Source organism: Terrimonas rubra, assembly GCF_042686025.1.
GTDB classification, from domain to species: Bacteria; Bacteroidota; Bacteroidia; order Chitinophagales; family Chitinophagaceae; genus Terrimonas; species Terrimonas rubra.
The window spans coordinates 2317538-2334901 of the sequence record NZ_JBHUOZ010000003.1; the positions used below are offsets into that span (position 1 = coordinate 2317538).

A 17364-nucleotide genomic window follows, 5' to 3' on the forward strand; every position below is an offset into this window, starting at 1 on the left:
TTTTATTTAACTGTATTCAATGGTATGCCCTTTACTGGCATTGTATAATTTATACCAATCCTGGTGATCTAATTTGATGGTAAAGGAGTTGGCAATATTTTTAATTCTTTCCTCGTTCAGGGTACCGATCAAAGGTAAAGCCCCTAACTTCACCAGCCAGGCAACAGCCAGCGACTCAATATTGGCATTGTACTTTTCGGCCAGCAGGTTCAACTGGTAATGCACCCTTGAAGCCAGTTCGTCCGTTCCGTTCTCTATCCTCCCGTTGGCTAATGGCGAAGTAACCAATGGCCTCATGAATTTTTGTTTGATATAATCCAGTTGGCCATTATCCAAAGCTTCTGTTTCCAGCAGGTTCAATTCAATATGGTTGGTTACGATAGGCACTCTTAATACAGAAGCCAGTAGCTGGTGCTGGAATACCGTAAAATTGGTGATGCCGATATTCCTGATCTTACCACTCGAGCGTAACTTCTCCAGCGTATAAGCCGTTTCTTCTACATTGGAAACAGGGTCAATTCTTTCCAGTAAAAAAATATCAATATAATCCGTGCGTAAATTTCTTAATGACTGTTCCACACTTTCAGTAATGTATTTGGCAGAGGAATCATAATGTGAAACTTCTACCCCCTTTTGTTTGGCATGCGGGCGGCGCAAACCAGCCTTGGTAAACAGGACAATATCTTCCCGCTTTATTTTTTTGGCAATGATGGCATCCCCGAATAGTTTTTCTATTTCATAATCGCCGTAACGATCGGCATGATCAAAAGTATTGATGCCCAGCTCTAGGCAAAGGCTGATAATATTATCCAGTTTTTTGGTGTCCAATGCATCTTTCCCGCCCCACCGGTAAAAACCATACACTGCCGGGGAAACCTTTGGCCCCGAATCACTTAAATAGATCTTTTCCATAAGTTAACCTTGTTTACTTTATCGTTTATGAATATGTTAATTATCAGTTGTTAAACCGGTGTATCCGCTGTTTTTTTACCCACAGCGCAAACAAATTTCCCGGCGGATGGTTATATTTGTCTACAAATTTAGTAGACTTAAACAAATTTCACAAATGAATCTCCTGCAAAAGGCCTTATTTTTTAGTGCCGTTCCATTGTCGCTTACTGCTAATTTACAGGCTGCCCCGGTTGAGCAAACATTTAGTCCCTTTAAAAAGTGGCGGGGTGTATTTGCTGTTAAACCGGGAGTGGATGTACCCTTTAACTTTGAGATCACCGGTACCAATGCCGGCAATGCCCAGGTCTTTTTTATTAACGGACAGGAACGTTTTAATGCAGGCCGTATCAGCTGGACGAAGGATTCTCTTTTTATCTATATTGACCAGTTTGAAAATGAACTGGCATTTGGTATTACCGGTAACAATACACTTACCGGCAGTTTCCGCAAACAAAACAATAAAAAAACAGTATACCCTGTAACGGCTGCTGCAGGCATATCGCAACGTTTCACCCACCCAAAAATAGCTCCGTTAAAAGATATTTCCGGCACTTATGATGTGGCCATACAACAGGCAGGCGGTACCGAAGAAAAAGCGGTAGGCTTATTTACACAGGATGGCAACCGGCTCCAGGCCAGTTTTTTACGGGTAACCGGTGATTCCCGTTTTTTAGATGGTGTGATCAATGGAAATACATTCTACCTGTCATCCTTTATCGGGTCGGGCGTAAGTTATTATACCGGTAAGGTTAATCCGGACGGAACCATAAACGGTGAGATCGTAGGTGCCCGCGGTAACACGGCCTTCACTGCTAGGGAGAACGAAGAAGCCGCCTTACCCGATGCCTATACCCTGACCACCTTAAAAGAAGGTTATGATGCGCTTAATTTTATTTTTCCCGACGCCAATGGCATCCCCGTATCTTTAAACGACCCGCAGTTTAAAAACAAAGTGGTGATCCTATCCATTACCGGCAGCTGGTGCCCCAATTGTTATGATGAAGCCAGTTTTTTATCGGAATGGTATAAGCAGAACAAACAAAGAGGAGTAGAAATAATTGCCCTGCACTATGAACGCCAGAACGACAGCGCTTATGTAAAAAAAGCACTGAACGGCTTCCGCAAAAAACTAGGCATTACCTATACCCAGCTGTTTGCCGGCATAGCCGATAAACAACAGGTGGCATTATCCTTACCGGCTTTAAATACCTTCCTGGCCTTCCCTACTACCATCTTTATTGATAAGCAGGGAAAAGTATCCAAAATACACACTGGTTATTCAGGCCCTGCTACGGGCAGGTTTTATGATGCGTTTGTGAAGGAGTTTAATGCAGAAGTGGATAAGTTAGTGAAATAGTTAATAATTCATGGATCATAGTTGATAGAACATAAAAGGGGCAGGAACTTTTTGCTGTTGTCAAAAAGAGGAGAGGTACTATACACCTGATACCAGATTAGCTTGAGATTCATCATAAAGTTAATGAACCTCATTGTTTTTGATATCCGGTATTATCCTGTAGGGATAAAATATTTATAGCACATAGCCGCAATAAACATACGACCCCGCTGGGGTCGTATGTTTATTTGTCATTTATATTTTAATAATCATTCATCACAACATAAAAAAACTCACCATGAAAATGCATGATGAGTTTTTTTATTGGGTTAGTGTTTGTGACGCCGTGGTCGGATTCGAACCGACGTGAAAGGTGTTGCAGACCTGTACCTGTCCTCTCGGCCACACGGCTGGTATTACAGCGGCCCTGGTTGAGCCGCTGTGGTGATGATTAATTTCCCCTGAAGGCAAAGCGTAAGGTTACACCATAGGTAACCGGATCGCCCAGTACTCCCGCATAGTGTCCTGCATTACCACCTGCCGGTAATAATTGCTCGTAATAATCCTGGTTTAAAATATTACGGCCCCACACGTATACGCTAAAACTATTGGTTGTTCTAAAGCCTATCCTGCCGTTCAACAAGGCATACCCATCCACATTCAGGTAAGCCGATTCCGAAGGGCTGGAGGAGAAAGAAGAACGGTAAAACGTTTCTGCAGCAATAAAGAAACTGCCATGCTGTTTGAAGAAAGTTGCCGGTGTGGAGAACTCAGCACCCACCGATCCTGCAAACCTCGAAATACCCGGTAGTTTGGTTTTGGATATATCTTTAAACGCCACCTGCTGGTTAGCATCATTGGTAGCACCGGTTTCTTCCAGCGGCAATGGCGCATTCAGGAATTTCAGGTACTTACCATCGGTATAGGTAAGCGCAGCAAAAAAGTTAAAGTTCTTGTTAATACGGTAATTCAGGTCCAGCTCCGCCCCTCTTACCCTAACCTTCTCCGCATTGGCGATATAGCCCCTGTTCACACCTAATTGAGGGGATTGAACATTGGCCTGATAATCTTTAATATCAGTATTGAATAAAGTCAGGTTCAGGTTAAAGTTCTGGAATGGTGTACTCTTTATACCGGCTTCATAATGGGTCACGTATTCCGGCTTAATAACGGCCAGGTCCAGGGCCGGTGCCCCGTTCACCGTTGGTAAGCCTGCCACATTCACGCCTACCGGTTTAAAACTGGTGGAGTAGGTTACGTAAGCATTGTAATTTTTCTCCTCCGGACGGTAGGATAAGGTTAAATGATAAGTAAATTTATTTTCCTCCGCATCGGTTGCATAATACTGGCTACTGTACACACCCTGGCGGATAGCAATGATGGCGGGATCAGTAAATTCTTTTCCGCCGCGTGCCTGGCGATCGTACACCACGTCTTTTTTATCGTAGTTAAAACGTAAGCCCGGCTGCACATGAAAGCCCGGAAGCGCCTCCCAGTCTGCATTGGCAAATATGGCCGCACTGGTTGATTTGATAGAGGAATTGGTGAATACACCATAACCTTCAAATAAGCTGTCCGTTCTCCATAAACTGCTGGTAGAGCTTTGCGAAAAACGCCATTGGGCATCACCCGCTACTTCCGAACCGGTGGTCTTTACATCCTGGTTAATATAAAACAGGCCGATCACACCGCTTAACTTATTGGTAAAATTGCCCGCATAACGTATCTCCTGCGACCAGTTATGATGTTTGGTAGGGTTTTGTGATAAAGCCAGTGATTGTAAGCCGGTAAAATCACGGTCGTTGGAAGGCCCCCAGTCCCAGTAGCGCCAGGCCGTAGTAGAAGTCAGTGTGCCCGGACCAAGCTGCGTTTCAATATTTAAAGAAGCGCCGCCAATATCATTATCCGATTTCCAGGGTGTATCATGATCTATGATACGGTCAAAGGCATTGAGTGTGGGCACCGTATAACCCAGGTCCGCTATAATATTATTGAACTGGCGGTATGCCGGGCGTTTGGTGGTTACCACACCGGTCAATACCTGCGCATAGCCATCGGGGCGCTGTTTGGTATTATCGGCATTTAAGGTAATGGTTGTATTATCCGATGCCTGGTATAATAACTGTGCCCTCCAGCCCAGGTTATTGATATCATTAGTGGCTTTATTGGTTCGTATATTTTCAATTACCCCATCACGCTGCGTACCTGAAAAGGATGCCCTGGCTGCTAATTTTTTTGTTAAGGGGCCCGATAAAGAAGCTTTGGCCTGGATATAACCATAGTTACCATAACTCACTTCAAAATCTGCTTCCGGTCTGAAGCTGGCTTTACGTGAAGTAATATTGAATGCACCGGATGTGGTGTTTTTACCGAACAGGGTTCCCTGCGGGCCACGTAATACTTCGATCTGGGCAATATCAATAAAATCCAGTGTGGTAGCGGCGGGGCGGGCATAATATACGCCGTCCACATAATAACCAACACCCGGATCAAGGCCATCATTGGTTAACCCGAACGGCGAACCTATGCCCCGGATATTGATGCCTGTATTACGCGGATTAGAAGAATATAATTGTACTGAAGGCACCAGTTCTTTTAAACGGTTTACATTAAAAGAGCCGGTTTCCCTTACCTGTGAACCACCGATAACCGAAATGGCGATAGGCACATTCTGTACTCTCTCCAACCGGCGGCGGGATGAAACAGATACATCCGATAATAAAAGGTCTTCTTTAAACAATACCACATTTACGGTAGTAACAGATGCATCTTTTATATGTACTTCACGGGTTTTAAAAGATACATAACTAACCGCCAGTGTAAAGGGCGGTGCTACATTTTCAATTTCAAAAACGCCTTCTTTATCAGATAAAACGGTAATGCCCTTATTTTTTACAACGATGGTAGCGTTGGGGACCGAGATCCCATTCTCTTCCTTCACAATACCACTTAATTTGTATTGCGAAAATGCCGGTGCGGCCAGTAATAAGAAAATAATTGCAGTTGATAAGGTCTTTAGCATTGTTGTTTAGTTGTTACGTTTATTTATTATTAATAGTCTATAATTTTTATAGACTAAATAAAACCAAAATTATTATTCAATCATTCATCACTGCATTACAGCGATGTTCACATATGGGAATTCTCAAATTGAAGTAAGCGACCGTTAGGGGTATACCGGCAACAACATCGGTGAGCCGGGAAGAAAGACAAGAGCCTGTTGAACATACAGTTTTTTGATAATATAGTTCAAAAATATAGGTTTACAATTACTCTACCAATTTTGTAGACTAATTATTTATAATAAAAGTTATAAAACTTTTATTAAGATACGTACACTCCATACTATTACCAATACACCCACCAGTATCAGGGCAGTGCGTCTTGGTAATTTACCTACCAGTCTTGCTGCAATGGGTGCTGCTACCAGTCCGCCTACGATCAATCCCAGTATGGTTTGCCAGTGTGTAACACCCAGTAATAAAAAGAAGGTAAGGGCACTTGACAGGGTAACAAAAAACTCGGTAATACTTACAGAGCCGATCACATATTTGGGACTTCTGCCTTTCGTGATCAGTGTAGTAGTAACAATAGGTCCCCAGCCACCGCCACCGAAGGAATCAAAAAAACCACCGGCACCGGCCAATGCTTTATAATGTTTGAATTTCTTTTTCTTTATCTGGTTCTGGTAAGCGGTATATAAAATTTTTATACCCAATAATAAAGTATAACAGGCCAGTATAGGTCTTACCAGGTTGCTGTACTCCTCCCCTAAATAATATAATAACCAGGCCCCTGCCACAGCGCCTATTACACCCGGCAGCACCAGTGCTTTAAACAGTTTTTTGTTTACATTACCAAATTTATAATGGCTATACCCGCTGGCGCCGCTGGCAAACATTTCGGCTGTATGTATACTGCCACTGATAGCAGCAGGACTTACACCGGCCGATAACAACACCGTTGCACTCACCACCCCATAGCCCATACCTAAAGCACCATCTACCAGCTGCGCAAAAAAACCTGCGGCAAACATCACCAGGAAGCTGGCATCAAGGGTACTGTATAAGGACAATAATCCATTCTTAATACTTTCAAAAGGTATAATATAAGTAAAGGTAAAATGTCCCACCAGCATTAAACCAAAGGCCAGTAAAGAGTAGGTAGCAATGCGTCGCCATTTTTTTTCATTAAAGGCCGTATCATCTTCCAGCAGCACTTTCGTTAATTTATTCAGCTTTTTAACCTTGTACTCAAAATTGCCGTTTAGCTTGTTACGCACTTTATGCAGGTTATCAATACTGTCATTGAGCTCTTGCGGCAGGGCATCGTTCAGCACTTCCTTGATGCGCTTGGCCATGGTAGGCGATTTACCATTGGTAGAAATAGCAATTTTCAGGTTACCCTTTTTTACAATAGAGCCCAGGTAAAAATCACAATACTCAGGGGTATCAGCTACATTAATGAGTTTATTCTGCTGTCGGGCCGCCGTAAAAATAGCCTGGCTCAATATTTTATCATTTGCCGCAACAATGGCCACATCACAGGCTTCCAGGTCAGTTGCCTCATACCCTCTCTCTTCAATACGCACATTATCATACCCTTCGGTAAAAGCCCTGAACGCCGGTGTTACTTCTTTAGCCACCACTTTAATCGTTGTTCGCGGACTGTTCTGTAATAAAGCGGTTACTTTTTCCAGCCCTATTTTCCCGGCGCCTACCAGTAATACTTTTAAGTGATCTAACTTTAAAAAGACAGGGAATAACTCATTGGTTACCTGCTCATTCTTTTCTGTTATATCTTTTGTTACTACACTCATCCGGTATTACTGTTATTGATTTAATTATGCTTGTCCGATAGCTTTCTTTAGCAGGCTGTTATTGTTGCCTGATCCATTTGTTATAAGCAAAGTCGCCGAATATTTCCCCTTCCTTTTTCTCCGCCGCATATACGGCAAACAAGCCATCCAGGGTTTCCAGTATCTGCTCTTCATTCAGGCTTTCCTTATATTTTGTATTCAGCCGCAGGCCCTGCCTGTCGCCACCTATATGCAGGTTATAATGCCCGTAGGAAGTGCCGATAAAACCTATTTCCGATGCAGCAGAACGGCCGCAGCCATTCGGACAACCGGTCATGCGTAAACTGATCTCCTCATCACTTAATCCATATTTCTCCACAATAGGTTCTATCCTTGAAATAAGCGTAGGCAAATAACGTTGTGCCTCGGCTAAGGCCAGCGAACAGGTATTAAATGCCACACAGGCAATAGCGGTACGGCGGATGGCCCCCGCATTTTCATTATGTGCTTTTACACCTAACCTGGCTAAGATGCTCTCTATCGCCTCTTTATCCGCTTCTTCAATATCACCCAGTATCACATTCTGATTGCCGGTGAACCTGAAATTAGCTTTACCGGTTTCTGCTACCTCAAACAGAGCAGTTTTCAAAGCAACAGTATCACTGTCCAGCACCCTGCCATTCTCCACGAAGATGGTATAGTACCATTTGCCGGCATGGTTTTTCCGCCAGCCATAATGATCTTTTCTTTCTGTAAAATGATACGGCCTTTCGGGTTCAAAGGCAAAGCCACAGCGTTGTTCCACTTCTTTCCTGTACCCGTCCACACCCAAACGATCCACTGTATATTTCAACCTGGCCTGTTTCCTGTCCTCCCGGTTGCCAAAATCACGCTGCACGGTCAGTATCTCATACACTGCTTTCAATACTTTTTCTTCGGTATCCAAAAAGCCCAATACTGTTCCCAAACGGGCATAGGTTTTCGGGTTTCCATGGGTAGTACTTAAACCACCGCCTACCGCTATATTAAATCCTAACAGTTTATCATTCTCAATAATAGCGATCAGGCCAATATCATTAGTAAATACATCAATATCGTTATTAGGCGGAATAGCAATAGCTATTTTAAACTTACGTGGCAGGTAACGGTCCTGGTACAAAGGGTCTTCTTCGGACCGGTCAGCTATCTGCTCTTCATTCAGCCATATTTCATAATAAGCCCTTGTCTTAGGTAAACCTAATAAACTTATTTTATCCGCATACGCAAACACTTCCGCATGCACCGGCGACTCCTCGGGGTTGGCGCTGCACATCACATTCCTATTCACATCACCGCAGGCCGCAATAGAATCCAGCTGCAGGGTATTAAAAGCCTGTATCGTTGGCCTGATGGACGATTTTAATATGCCATGCAATTGCACGGTCTGCCTGGTAGTGATCTTAATTACCCCTGTTGAATGCTCCCCTGCTATATGATGCAGGCCGATCCACTGTTGCGGGCTTAACAAACCACCGGGCAGGCGCAACCGGATCATATAGGAGTATAACCATTCCAGTTTCTTGGCACTGCGCTCTTCACGCCTGTCCCTGTCATCCTGCTGGTACATACCATGAAACTTGATCAGGGTCTGGTCATCTTCACGTATGGCCCCGGTAATATCATCAGTCAGGCTCTCCTTCATAGTGCCCCTTAAGCCCTTGCTTTCTTTTTTTATCCGCTCAACGGGTGATAACTTCTTATTGTCTTTATCTGCCATTATATATCAATTCAGTTGTTTTTGTTTGCCGGCTGCAGTAACGCTATTGAACTGCTGTTGCGACGCTCCGTTTATCGTTCTGTAATACTATTCATCATTAAACCTTCGCGGTTCGTGATACACAAACCCAGGCTTACTGCTTTCAGCTTTCCGCCTTCAGCTTTAAGCTTTTGGCTTTCAGCCCTCTCAATACACATCCTTCTCATACCTTCCCTCCTCCTGCAACTGCAGTAAAAAGGCCTCCGCTTCAGCTGTTGTTTTATTGCCCTGCTCGCTGATGATGTTAATGAGGGTTTGCTCCACATCAGTAGCCATCGGTTCTTTGGCCCCGCATACATACAAAGCAGCACCGTTGTTTAACCAGTTGTACAGTTCACTGCTCTTTTGCTGCATTTTATGCTGTACATAAATTTTCTGCTGCTGATCCCGGGAAAAAGCCAGGTCCAGGTTGGTCAGTACACCGGTCTCCACATACTTCTGCATTTCCACCTGGTATAAAAAATCAGTCACAAAATGTTGCTCACCAAAAAACAACCAGTTTTTACCCGTAGCGCCGGCCGCATCCCTTTCTGCTAAAAACGAACGGAAGGGAGCTACACCTGTACCGGGGCCTATCATGATAATATCTTTCTCCGCATCGGGTAATTTAAAGGCCTTGTTTTTATGCACATAGAAGGTGATGGCCGTATCTACAGGCTGATCGCCCAGGAACTCGCTGCACAAACCATAACGGCGTTCATCATCTGTAACAAAAGTGTTTTTAGAGACCGTGATATGCACTTCATTTTCACCATGTGCCGCCGGGGCCGATGCCAGTGAATACAACCTTGGCGCAATAGGGGTAAGTATTTTGATCACCTCCTCAAACTGCGCCGGGTTTTTTACCGGGTAAATACGTAACAGGTCAACCAGGTCCATTCTTATTTCCGGTATTTCCTGTTCGGTGATAGCCGCATATTTTTTTATGGTAGGCAACAATAAATAACACACATTTACATGTTGTGTCAATATGGTTTTTGTATCCGCAGTCACCTTACCCGTTTCTACAATAGTGTCTCCGTCCACACCGGTCAGTTCAATGATCCGCTCCACCACGGCTAAACGGTTAGGCGGTACAATGCCAATGGCATCACCCGGTTCGTAATGCACCACTTCATCTGTAGCAATTTCAATATGGTAGGTTTCTTTTTTGGATCCCCTGTCATTTAAATTAACCGAAGCAATGATCCGGCCTTCATAATATTTTTTACCAGCTGTTTTTTGTTCGGCAGCAGGTTTTGTTATCCCCGTTGATGCTGTTGCAGCTGTTGTATTTAATACTTCATTAAACCAGGCCAGTGCTGTTTCCTCATAATCCACATCGCATTTTTGTAATGGCACAACCCTGGCAGCGCCAAATTGCGCAAGCTTTTCATCCACATCAATACCGGTTTGGCAAAACAACGGATAGGAACTGTCGCCCAGGGCTAATACACCAAATTTCAGGTTGGGTAATTGCAGCTGGTTTGCCTGTATATATTCGTAGAATTTTTTAGCCGATGCCGGTGGCTCGCCTTCACCCTGGGTACTGATCACCACAAATAAAAACTCCTCCTTTGCCAGGTCCGTTACACGATACTGGTCAAGCCCGGCCAGTTTTACATTCACACCTTTCTTTTTACCAATGCCCGCTAACTGTGAGGCCAGTTTTTTAGCATTACCGGTTTCGGTACCATACACCAGCGTAATTTTTTTGCTAACAACAGGAGCCGCCGTTTCGCCTGTGGCAATATCACCACTGCCGGCTATAACCGCAGCCAGGTAGCCCTGTATCCAGATCAGCTCTTCCCTGCTGGATTCTTTCACCAGCGTAGCAAGTAAACTATGTTTCGTTTCGTTTAACATATAGGGTGTTTTACACGGCTTCTTTGCGTAAAGAAGCTACCGGTTCAAAATATTGTTCCTGGCTGTTACTGTTACGTAACCATTTAAACTGTTCATGTAATACCACCACTTTACCTACTATCAAAAGAGAAGGTGAGGCAAATTCCTTATCGCCAAACTCCTCGCGGTGGCGATAGATATTACTGATATGTACATTCTGTAAACGGGTAGTGGCCTGTTCCACCACGGCAATATATTTATCGGAAGTAATGCCCTGCTTTTTTAAATGCTCTACAATATCATTAAGGGTACCCGATGACATATAAAATACCAGGGTATCATTGGTATTGGCCAGTTCGGTCCAATACTCATCCGTTAATACATCAGTTTTATAATAGGTTAAAAACCGTACGGCATTGGCATAGTTGCGGGCCGTTAACGGAATACCTGTATACGCAGCAGCACCTAACGCAGCAGAAATACCGGGAATAATTTCGTAAGGGATATTATTTTCTACCAGGGTTTGCAGCTCATCCAATACATTGGCAAATACCGATACATCGCCCCCTTTCAGGCGCACCACTGTTTTTCCATCCCGGCTGTAATCGATCATCATCTGGTTAATACGTTTCTGCGGGGTTGACAAACCAAAGCGGCCCTGTTTACCCACGCATATCACCTGTGCTTTTGCAGGCACGTACTCATTAATAATTTCATGGCTTACCAGCCTGTCCACTAATACCACATCAGCTTTTTGCAGCCATTTAACCGCTTTTACTGAGATCAGCTCGGGATCACCGGGACCGGCACCTGCCAGTATCACTTTACCGGATATGTATTGTACATTCATAAGTCTACTCGTTTAGTAGAGAATTAGTTCAAAAAATTTTATTGCAATAGCACAGCCGCTACCGTGCTGTTACTGGTTTCATCTATCAGGATGGCACTGCCATTCGCCGGTAAGGTTTTGTATGCATCAAATACCAGCGGCGATGCGGTTTTAATAGTGGCTTTTACCACTTCATTCAGTTTTACCCCACCCGCTACCGATTCACGGCTCAGGGTATTTACATCCAATTTATATTCAATCTCCTTTACCACCGTCCTTACCAGCCGGCTGTTATGTTGCAGGTAGTATTTATTACCCACCTGTAAAGGCTTGTCGCCCAGCCAGCATAACAACACTTCTATTTCATTAGCCACCGTTGGTTCCTGCTCCTTTTTTACAATCGTATCACCACGGCTGATATCAATATCATCCTTTAACTGTAGAACCACCGGCTGACCGGCAAATGCTTCCTCCACTGTTTTTCCACCCACTTCAATAGTCGTAATGGTACTGTCAATACCCGCTGGTAATACTTTAACCGCATCGCCGGTTTTATACACACCGCTTAACACTTTACCGGCATATCCACGGTAATCGTGCAGGGCTTCCGTCTGCGGACGAATGACAAATTGCACCTGGAAGCGTGCCTGATCAGTATCATTGTCCGCTTCCACTGCTACTTCTTCCAAAAAGCCAAGCAGTGATTGACCTTCGTACCAATCCATGCTAACAGAAGGTGCTACAATATTGTCACCATTCAAAGCACTGATCGGTATATAGGTTATATTTTTCAGCCCTAACTGGGTAGCCACATTTGCATAGTCAATTACAATATTATTATACACATCTTCGGAATAGTCCACCAGGTCCATTTTATTAATGGCCACCACTACCTGTGGTATATTTAATAAGGATGCTATAATAGAGTGACGGCGGGTTTGCTCCACCACACCCTGCCGGGCATCAATTAAAATAATAATTAAAGAAGCATTGGATGCTCCGGTGATCATGTTACGGGTATACTGTACATGCCCGGGTGCATCGGCTATAATAAATTTACGTTTAGGCGTGGTGAAATAACGATAAGCCACATCAATGGTTATGCCCTGTTCTCTTTCCGCACGCAGGCCATCTGTCAATAAAGCCAGGTCAATATTACCGGCTGCCTTATTCTTGGTTTGTTTCTCCAATACCTCCAGCTGATCTACCATGATATTTTTGCTATCGTATAACAAACGTCCGATTAATGTGCTTTTGCCATCATCTACACTGCCTGCGGTTATAAATCTTAATAAATCCATTGTTTAGTATTTGTTAATCGTTAATAGTTAATGGTTCATAACAAGTCATTCATCATTCATAACTCATCATTTATCATTCCTCCCAAAAGAACCACAAACCTCTTTCCACTTTTATTTTCCTTTACTTAGAAATATCCATTCTTCTTCCGGTCTTCCATCGCAGCTTCCGTTACCCTGTCATCGATACGGGTTTCACCACGTTCACTGATACGGGCAGCAATGATCTCGTTGATCACTTCATCCAAAGTAGATGCCGTGCTTTCCACTGCTGCTGTACAGGTCATATCACCCACGGTACGGTAACGTACTTTTTTGGTAACCACGGTATCCGTTTCGTCAATCTGCACAAAGGGTGAAGTAGCTACATACTGACCTTCATGTATCAATACTTCACGGTCGTGCGAAAAGTAAATAGAAGGCAGTGCAATATTTTCCTTGCGGATATAGTTCCATACGTCCAGTTCTGTCCAGTTACTGATGGGGAATACTCTTACATTTTCCCCCTTATGTATACGGCCGTTAAAAATATTCCACAATTCGGGCCTTTGTAATTTGGGGTCCCATTGGCCAAACTCATCTCTTACTGAGAATATTCGCTCCTTCGCCCTGGCTTTCTCTTCATCACGGCGGGCGCCGCCAATGCAGGCGTCAAAGCCAAACTCCTCAATAGTATCCAGTAAAGTATAAGTTTGTAACCAGTTACGGCTGGCAAACTTGCCCTTGGGTTCGGTAAGGCTACGTTGTTTAATAGTATCGGCCACCTGTCTTACAATTAAGGTAGCATCCTGTTCTTTAGCCAGGTTATCGCGGTAAGCCAGTGCTTCGGGAAAGTTATGGCCGGTATCAATATGTACCAGCGGAAAAGGTATTTTGCCCGGGGCAAATGCTTTTTTTGCCAGGTGAACCAATGTTATAGAATCCTTACCACCACTGAACAATAAAGCCGGACGCTCAAACTGGGCCGCCACTTCCCTGAAAATATGAATGCTCTCGGCCTCCAGCTGTTCTAAATAATCTACATTATACTTACTCATTCCTTCACGCTTTTTACAGGTTAGTACCTGTGCTACTAAAATATTTATGCCTTAACGGCTGTTGTGGTGCTATGCAGCCCACATTCTTTTTTACTGTTATCCTCCCACCACCAGCGGCCTGCCCTGAAATCCTCACCTGGTTTAACAGCCCTTGTACAGGGTGCGCAACCAATGCTCACAAAACCACGGGTATGTAATACATTGTAGGGAATATTATGCTGATGGATATGTGCCGTTACCTCATCTGTTGACCATTGTAGTAAAGGATGGTATTTGATGATATTATTTACATCGTCCCACTCAAATGGTTGTAATGACTGGCGGTTAGGCGAGTGCTCCGCACGCAGGCCCGTGATCCAGATCTTTTTGCCCGCCAGCGCTTTTTGTAAAGGCACTACCTTACGTATATGACAACATTGTTTACGCAACTCCGGTGATGCATAAAACGCATTGGGACCATTATTGGTAACGTACTCTTTTAAGGCAATATCGTCGGGATAGTAGGTAGTGACGGGCAGCTGGTATTTATCCAAAGTGGCGCTCCAGGTTGAATAGGTTTCCGGGAACAGGCGGCCTGTATCCAGGGTAAAGAGTTGAATACCGGGAGCTGCTTTTGCTATGTAGTCAGTAATTACCTGGTCCTCGTAACTGAAACTGGTAGAAAAAACAATATCATCCGGGTATAAGGATGCCAGGTACGCCAGGGTTTCAGCTATATCATGTTGTGCTGAAAAATTGATGAATGATGTAATGTTTATGGATTGTTGCTCGCTCATTATGTTGCAAAGTGTGTTAGCCAATAAATTTTGTTCCCGTTACTGCAGGTATCAGCAGCAACACAAAAATTCAGGCATACACATTCGCTGCCACACACCCATTTTATTATACAAAAAAGCTTGATCCATTTACATGTCAGTTGTTATACTGGGACAAATATAGGATTTAAATTTATTAGTCTACTTGTTTTATAGATTAATTATATAAAAAACGATAACAATCGTTTGTTAAACCACTACCTGTAATAAAAAATGATCAGTTCACCACCCAGGAGAGTACCAGTTTATCGATCTGGTGAAAGTTGATCTGAAGTGTTGTAGTATTTTTTTCAAAAAAGCAGTCAATGGTATTATCCGCTTCATTCAGTTGCCTGAATTGAATATGCTGTTTAAAATCGACCTTGCCCTCACCATACCATTTAAAAACGGCCTCTTTGCCGCTCCAGCATACGGTAAGCCAGTACAGGTCGTTGGGGTCGTGCAGCCGGGCCAGTTCGGCAGGTGATAAGAATTTTTCTTTGATAGCAGCCACTTTTTCAGTGGGCAGCTCCACATCAACCCCCACCCTTTGCCGGCTGCTGACGATGGCCGCGGCATAATCGCCGCAGTGGGAGATAGAAAAATGGTATTCTTCGTTAGGTAAAAAAGGTCTTTTGGTATCGGCTATCTGTACCATTTCGTAAGGGAAGCCCGGGAAAAGGTATTGCAGTAAATACCGCCCTGCCAGGTGTTGCAGGCGTTTATGCGGGTGGGTTACATCCCGGTGCTGGGGCACGTTACTCTGGAAAAATTCCTCTGTTTCTTCAATTTTCCAGACACCAAGCCTGGTAAATTCGTTTATTTGCTGCTGAAAAAAGATAGGCATCGGGTAAATTAAGGATGTAAAAGTAAACATTTAAACAGGGGCATTTTATACCGAAAAGCTCCATTCAACACCTGTTTTTTATAAATACTTAAAATTTGTGTTTATTTGCCAAAGTAAAGAAAAATAGTGTACCGGATAGGGAAAGCATAAATGCCGGGCAATATTCCTGCAGTTGAAGTGTGCGACGCAAGGGACGATGCCATGAAAAACGGCAGCTGACCAACAAAAATTTAAAAAAATGATCTTATCAGATACCCGCATTTTAGAGGAGATAGCCAAAGAAACGATTGTGCTGAAGCCTTATGACCGTAATTGCCTGGGTAGTAATTCGTACGATGTACACCTGGGTAAATGGCTGGCCACTTATAAGGAACATATACTGGATGCCAAAAAACATAACGAGATAGAGTATTTTGAAATTCCGGACGATGGTTTTGTATTATACCCGCATATTTTTTACCTGGGTGTAACACTGGAGTATACGGAAACACATGCCCATGTGCCCTTTTTGGAAGGCAAATCATCCACAGGCCGCCTGGGTATTGATATTCATGCTACCGCCGGTAAGGGCGATGTGGGGTTTTGCGGGCACTGGACCCTGGAGATATCGGTGAAACAACCGGTAAAAGTGTACAAGGGCATGCCGGTAGGCCAGTTAATTTATTTCCCGGTAGAAGGAACCATTGAAGTGGCCTATAACCAGAAAGCCAATGCCAAATACAGCGGCCAGCCGGACAGGCCCATTGAAAGTATGATGTGGAAGAATAAGTTTTAAATAAGTATACCCTGCTATCATCAACCAACTACTATTTATGAGATCATTCATCGCCTTACTGTGTTTCATAACGTTCGTGCATGCGGCACAGGCCCAGCCATTTGTTACCCGTAAAGGTGGCCATTGTTATACCCTTGATGTGCCCGGTTACCTGAAAAAGACCTATTCGCTGAATGATGTGGCCTCACTGCAGTACATGGACGAGGAGAAAGTGGCATTTTGTATAGTGATTGATGATGATAAGGAACATTTAAAAGAAGCAGAGATCAGTTTTGCCAGTGTAAAGGAGTTTTTGGCCGATTTTTTAAAAGGCTATAATACGGAGGTAGCCGACAGGAAAGAAAGCACACCGGTTGAATTTACTGCCAACAATAATAAACATGCCCAGGCCGAGCTTACCTGGTCGGACGAAGACGGTAAGTTTTATATGCTGGTAACGGCAGTAGAAACCAAAACACATTATTACAAAATACTAACCTGGACCATTGCCGATAATAAAACGGCACTAAAGAATGATTTTGTAAAGATCGCCGCATCGCTAAAAGATTAAGGTTCGTTTTCTCTTACCGTACCCGCTAAAAATGCGGTAAAACTATCTGCAACCACAAGGGAGTTAAGCTGGTCATCTTCATGATCAACGATAACTATTTCTACCCCTGCCGGGTAAAACCGCATAGCGATCATATCCCCGCTATCCACTGCGCCAACAGGCAATAAATTGGAGGGAAGCTGCCCCCACAGTTCCGTTAATTCATCGCAGGCCGGAAGTTTCAATGGCATGATGCCGGGGTCGGCACTTTGATCGAATAGCCCGAACAGGTCGCAGAGATAACCGCTTACGGGCTTTATGATATTTTTAAGTTCGCAGACACCACCGTTATAGGTGAGCAGGAATTCTTTGTAATCGGCAGGCAACGGGTAACCTAATGCCGTTTCAAAATCCAGGATCTGTTGCTGCGAAGGCCATACACCGGCTTGTCTTTCGAGACGTACCGTTGTATCAGTGCCATTTAAAATAATCTTTTTCATGTTACAGACCGGGGTGTAGTGTTATTAAACCTGATCAATTCGCTCTAAAGT

14 protein-coding genes and 1 tRNA gene are annotated in these 17364 nt (G+C 43.8%); 3 read left to right on the forward strand and 12 right to left on the reverse strand.

Going from position 1 to position 17364, the window contains the following annotated elements:
* Positions 1–6: 6 nt before the first annotated feature.
* Entirely contained in the window at positions 7–912 is a 906-nt protein-coding gene (locus ACFS6H_RS18900) for an aldo/keto reductase (RefSeq protein ID WP_386102801.1), read from the reverse strand.
* Between the two features lie 154 nt (positions 913–1066).
* Here ACFS6H_RS18900 and ACFS6H_RS18905 point away from each other — a divergent pair, with 154 nt between their 5' ends.
* Complete coding sequence (locus ACFS6H_RS18905) at positions 1067–2308, forward strand: peroxiredoxin family protein (protein WP_386102804.1); 1242 nt, start codon at positions 1067–1069, stop codon at positions 2306–2308.
* 320 nt (positions 2309–2628) lie between these two features.
* On the opposite strand, the gene ACFS6H_RS18910 is transcribed toward ACFS6H_RS18905, so the two are convergent.
* The 10 genes from ACFS6H_RS18910 to ACFS6H_RS18955 all read right to left on the reverse strand — a co-directional run bounded on the left by ACFS6H_RS18910 (position 2629) and on the right by ACFS6H_RS18955 (position 15509).
* A tRNA-Cys gene (locus ACFS6H_RS18910) sits at positions 2629–2699 on the reverse strand.
* A 39-nt stretch (positions 2700–2738) separates the two neighbouring features.
* Complete coding sequence (locus tag ACFS6H_RS18915) at positions 2739–5309, reverse strand: TonB-dependent receptor (protein WP_386102806.1); 2571 nt, start codon at positions 5307–5309, stop codon at positions 2739–2741.
* A 288-nt stretch (positions 5310–5597) separates the two neighbouring features.
* A complete protein-coding gene (locus tag ACFS6H_RS18920; protein ID WP_386102809.1) occupies positions 5598–7106 on the reverse strand; it encodes a TSUP family transporter in 1509 nt (502 codons plus the stop codon).
* 58 nt (positions 7107–7164) lie between these two features.
* Positions 7165–8841: an NADPH-dependent assimilatory sulfite reductase hemoprotein subunit gene (locus ACFS6H_RS18925; protein ID WP_386102812.1), complete on the reverse strand. Its 1677-nt coding sequence runs from the start codon at positions 8839–8841 to the stop codon at positions 7165–7167.
* Between the two features lie 186 nt (positions 8842–9027).
* Positions 9028–10725, reverse strand: a complete 1698-nt coding sequence (locus ACFS6H_RS18930) for a diflavin oxidoreductase (protein ID WP_386102815.1) — start codon at positions 10723–10725, stop codon at positions 9028–9030.
* Positions 10726–10735: 10 nt separating this feature from the next.
* Positions 10736–11554: a uroporphyrinogen-III C-methyltransferase gene (gene cobA, locus ACFS6H_RS18935; RefSeq protein WP_386102818.1), complete on the reverse strand. Its 819-nt coding sequence runs from the start codon at positions 11552–11554 to the stop codon at positions 10736–10738.
* A 38-nt stretch (positions 11555–11592) separates the two neighbouring features.
* The gene (locus tag ACFS6H_RS18940; protein ID WP_386102821.1) at positions 11593–12834 is read right to left on the reverse strand and encodes a sulfate adenylyltransferase subunit 1; all 1242 of its coding nucleotides are present in this window, start codon (positions 12832–12834) and stop codon (positions 11593–11595) included.
* Positions 12835–12959: 125 nt separating this feature from the next.
* Positions 12960–13916, reverse strand: a complete 957-nt coding sequence (cysD, locus tag ACFS6H_RS18945; RefSeq protein ID WP_386103591.1) for a sulfate adenylyltransferase subunit CysD — start codon at positions 13914–13916, stop codon at positions 12960–12962.
* The gene (locus tag ACFS6H_RS18950; protein ID WP_386102824.1) at positions 13913–14644 is read right to left on the reverse strand and encodes a phosphoadenylyl-sulfate reductase; all 732 of its coding nucleotides are present in this window, start codon (positions 14642–14644) and stop codon (positions 13913–13915) included. The genes cysD and ACFS6H_RS18950 overlap by 4 nt, the downstream gene beginning before the upstream one ends.
* Positions 14645–14900: 256 nt before the next feature.
* Positions 14901–15509: a 4'-phosphopantetheinyl transferase family protein gene (locus ACFS6H_RS18955; protein ID WP_386102827.1), complete on the reverse strand. Its 609-nt coding sequence runs from the start codon at positions 15507–15509 to the stop codon at positions 14901–14903.
* 238 nt (positions 15510–15747) lie between these two features.
* On the opposite strand from ACFS6H_RS18955, the gene dcd reads away from it, so the two are divergent.
* Both dcd and ACFS6H_RS18965 read left to right on the forward strand, forming a co-directional pair.
* Positions 15748–16284, forward strand: a complete 537-nt coding sequence (gene dcd, locus ACFS6H_RS18960; RefSeq protein ID WP_386102830.1) for a dCTP deaminase — start codon at positions 15748–15750, stop codon at positions 16282–16284.
* Positions 16285–16321: 37 nt separating this feature from the next.
* The gene (locus ACFS6H_RS18965; RefSeq protein WP_386102833.1) at positions 16322–16834 is read left to right on the forward strand and encodes a hypothetical protein; all 513 of its coding nucleotides are present in this window, start codon (positions 16322–16324) and stop codon (positions 16832–16834) included.
* Here the strand turns inward: ACFS6H_RS18965 and ACFS6H_RS18970 are convergent.
* Positions 16831–17313 (reverse strand): SMI1/KNR4 family protein, encoded by a 483-nt coding sequence (locus tag ACFS6H_RS18970; RefSeq protein WP_386102836.1) that lies wholly within the window; start codon positions 17311–17313, stop codon positions 16831–16833. The genes ACFS6H_RS18965 and ACFS6H_RS18970 overlap by 4 nt on opposite strands.
* Positions 17314–17364: the final 51 nt, after the last annotated feature.

Bases quoted from the DNA above. Each gene is read 5' to 3' on its own strand.
- ACFS6H_RS18900 (WP_386102801.1), bottom strand. From the start codon at position 912: ATGGAAAAGATCTATTTAAGTGATTCGGGGCCAAAGGTTTCCCCGGCA.
- ACFS6H_RS18905 (WP_386102804.1), top strand. From the start codon at position 1,067: ATGAATCTCCTGCAAAAGGCCTTATTTTTTAGTGCCGTTCCATTGTCG.
- ACFS6H_RS18915 (WP_386102806.1), bottom strand. From the start codon at position 5,309: ATGCTAAAGACCTTATCAACTGCAATTATTTTCTTATTACTGGCCGCA.
- ACFS6H_RS18920 (WP_386102809.1), bottom strand. From the start codon at position 7,106: ATGAGTGTAGTAACAAAAGATATAACAGAAAAGAATGAGCAGGTAACC.
- ACFS6H_RS18925 (WP_386102812.1), bottom strand. From the start codon at position 8,841: ATGGCAGATAAAGACAATAAGAAGTTATCACCCGTTGAGCGGATAAAA.
- ACFS6H_RS18930 (WP_386102815.1), bottom strand. From the start codon at position 10,725: ATGTTAAACGAAACGAAACATAGTTTACTTGCTACGCTGGTGAAAGAA.
- cobA (WP_386102818.1), bottom strand. From the start codon at position 11,554: ATGAATGTACAATACATATCCGGTAAAGTGATACTGGCAGGTGCCGGT.
- ACFS6H_RS18940 (WP_386102821.1), bottom strand. From the start codon at position 12,834: ATGGATTTATTAAGATTTATAACCGCAGGCAGTGTAGATGATGGCAAA.
- ACFS6H_RS18950 (WP_386102824.1), bottom strand. From the start codon at position 14,644: ATGAGCGAGCAACAATCCATAAACATTACATCATTCATCAATTTTTCA.
- ACFS6H_RS18955 (WP_386102827.1), bottom strand. From the start codon at position 15,509: ATGCCTATCTTTTTTCAGCAGCAAATAAACGAATTTACCAGGCTTGGT.
- dcd (WP_386102830.1), top strand. From the start codon at position 15,748: ATGATCTTATCAGATACCCGCATTTTAGAGGAGATAGCCAAAGAAACG.
- ACFS6H_RS18965 (WP_386102833.1), top strand. From the start codon at position 16,322: ATGAGATCATTCATCGCCTTACTGTGTTTCATAACGTTCGTGCATGCG.
- ACFS6H_RS18970 (WP_386102836.1), bottom strand. From the start codon at position 17,313: ATGAAAAAGATTATTTTAAATGGCACTGATACAACGGTACGTCTCGAA.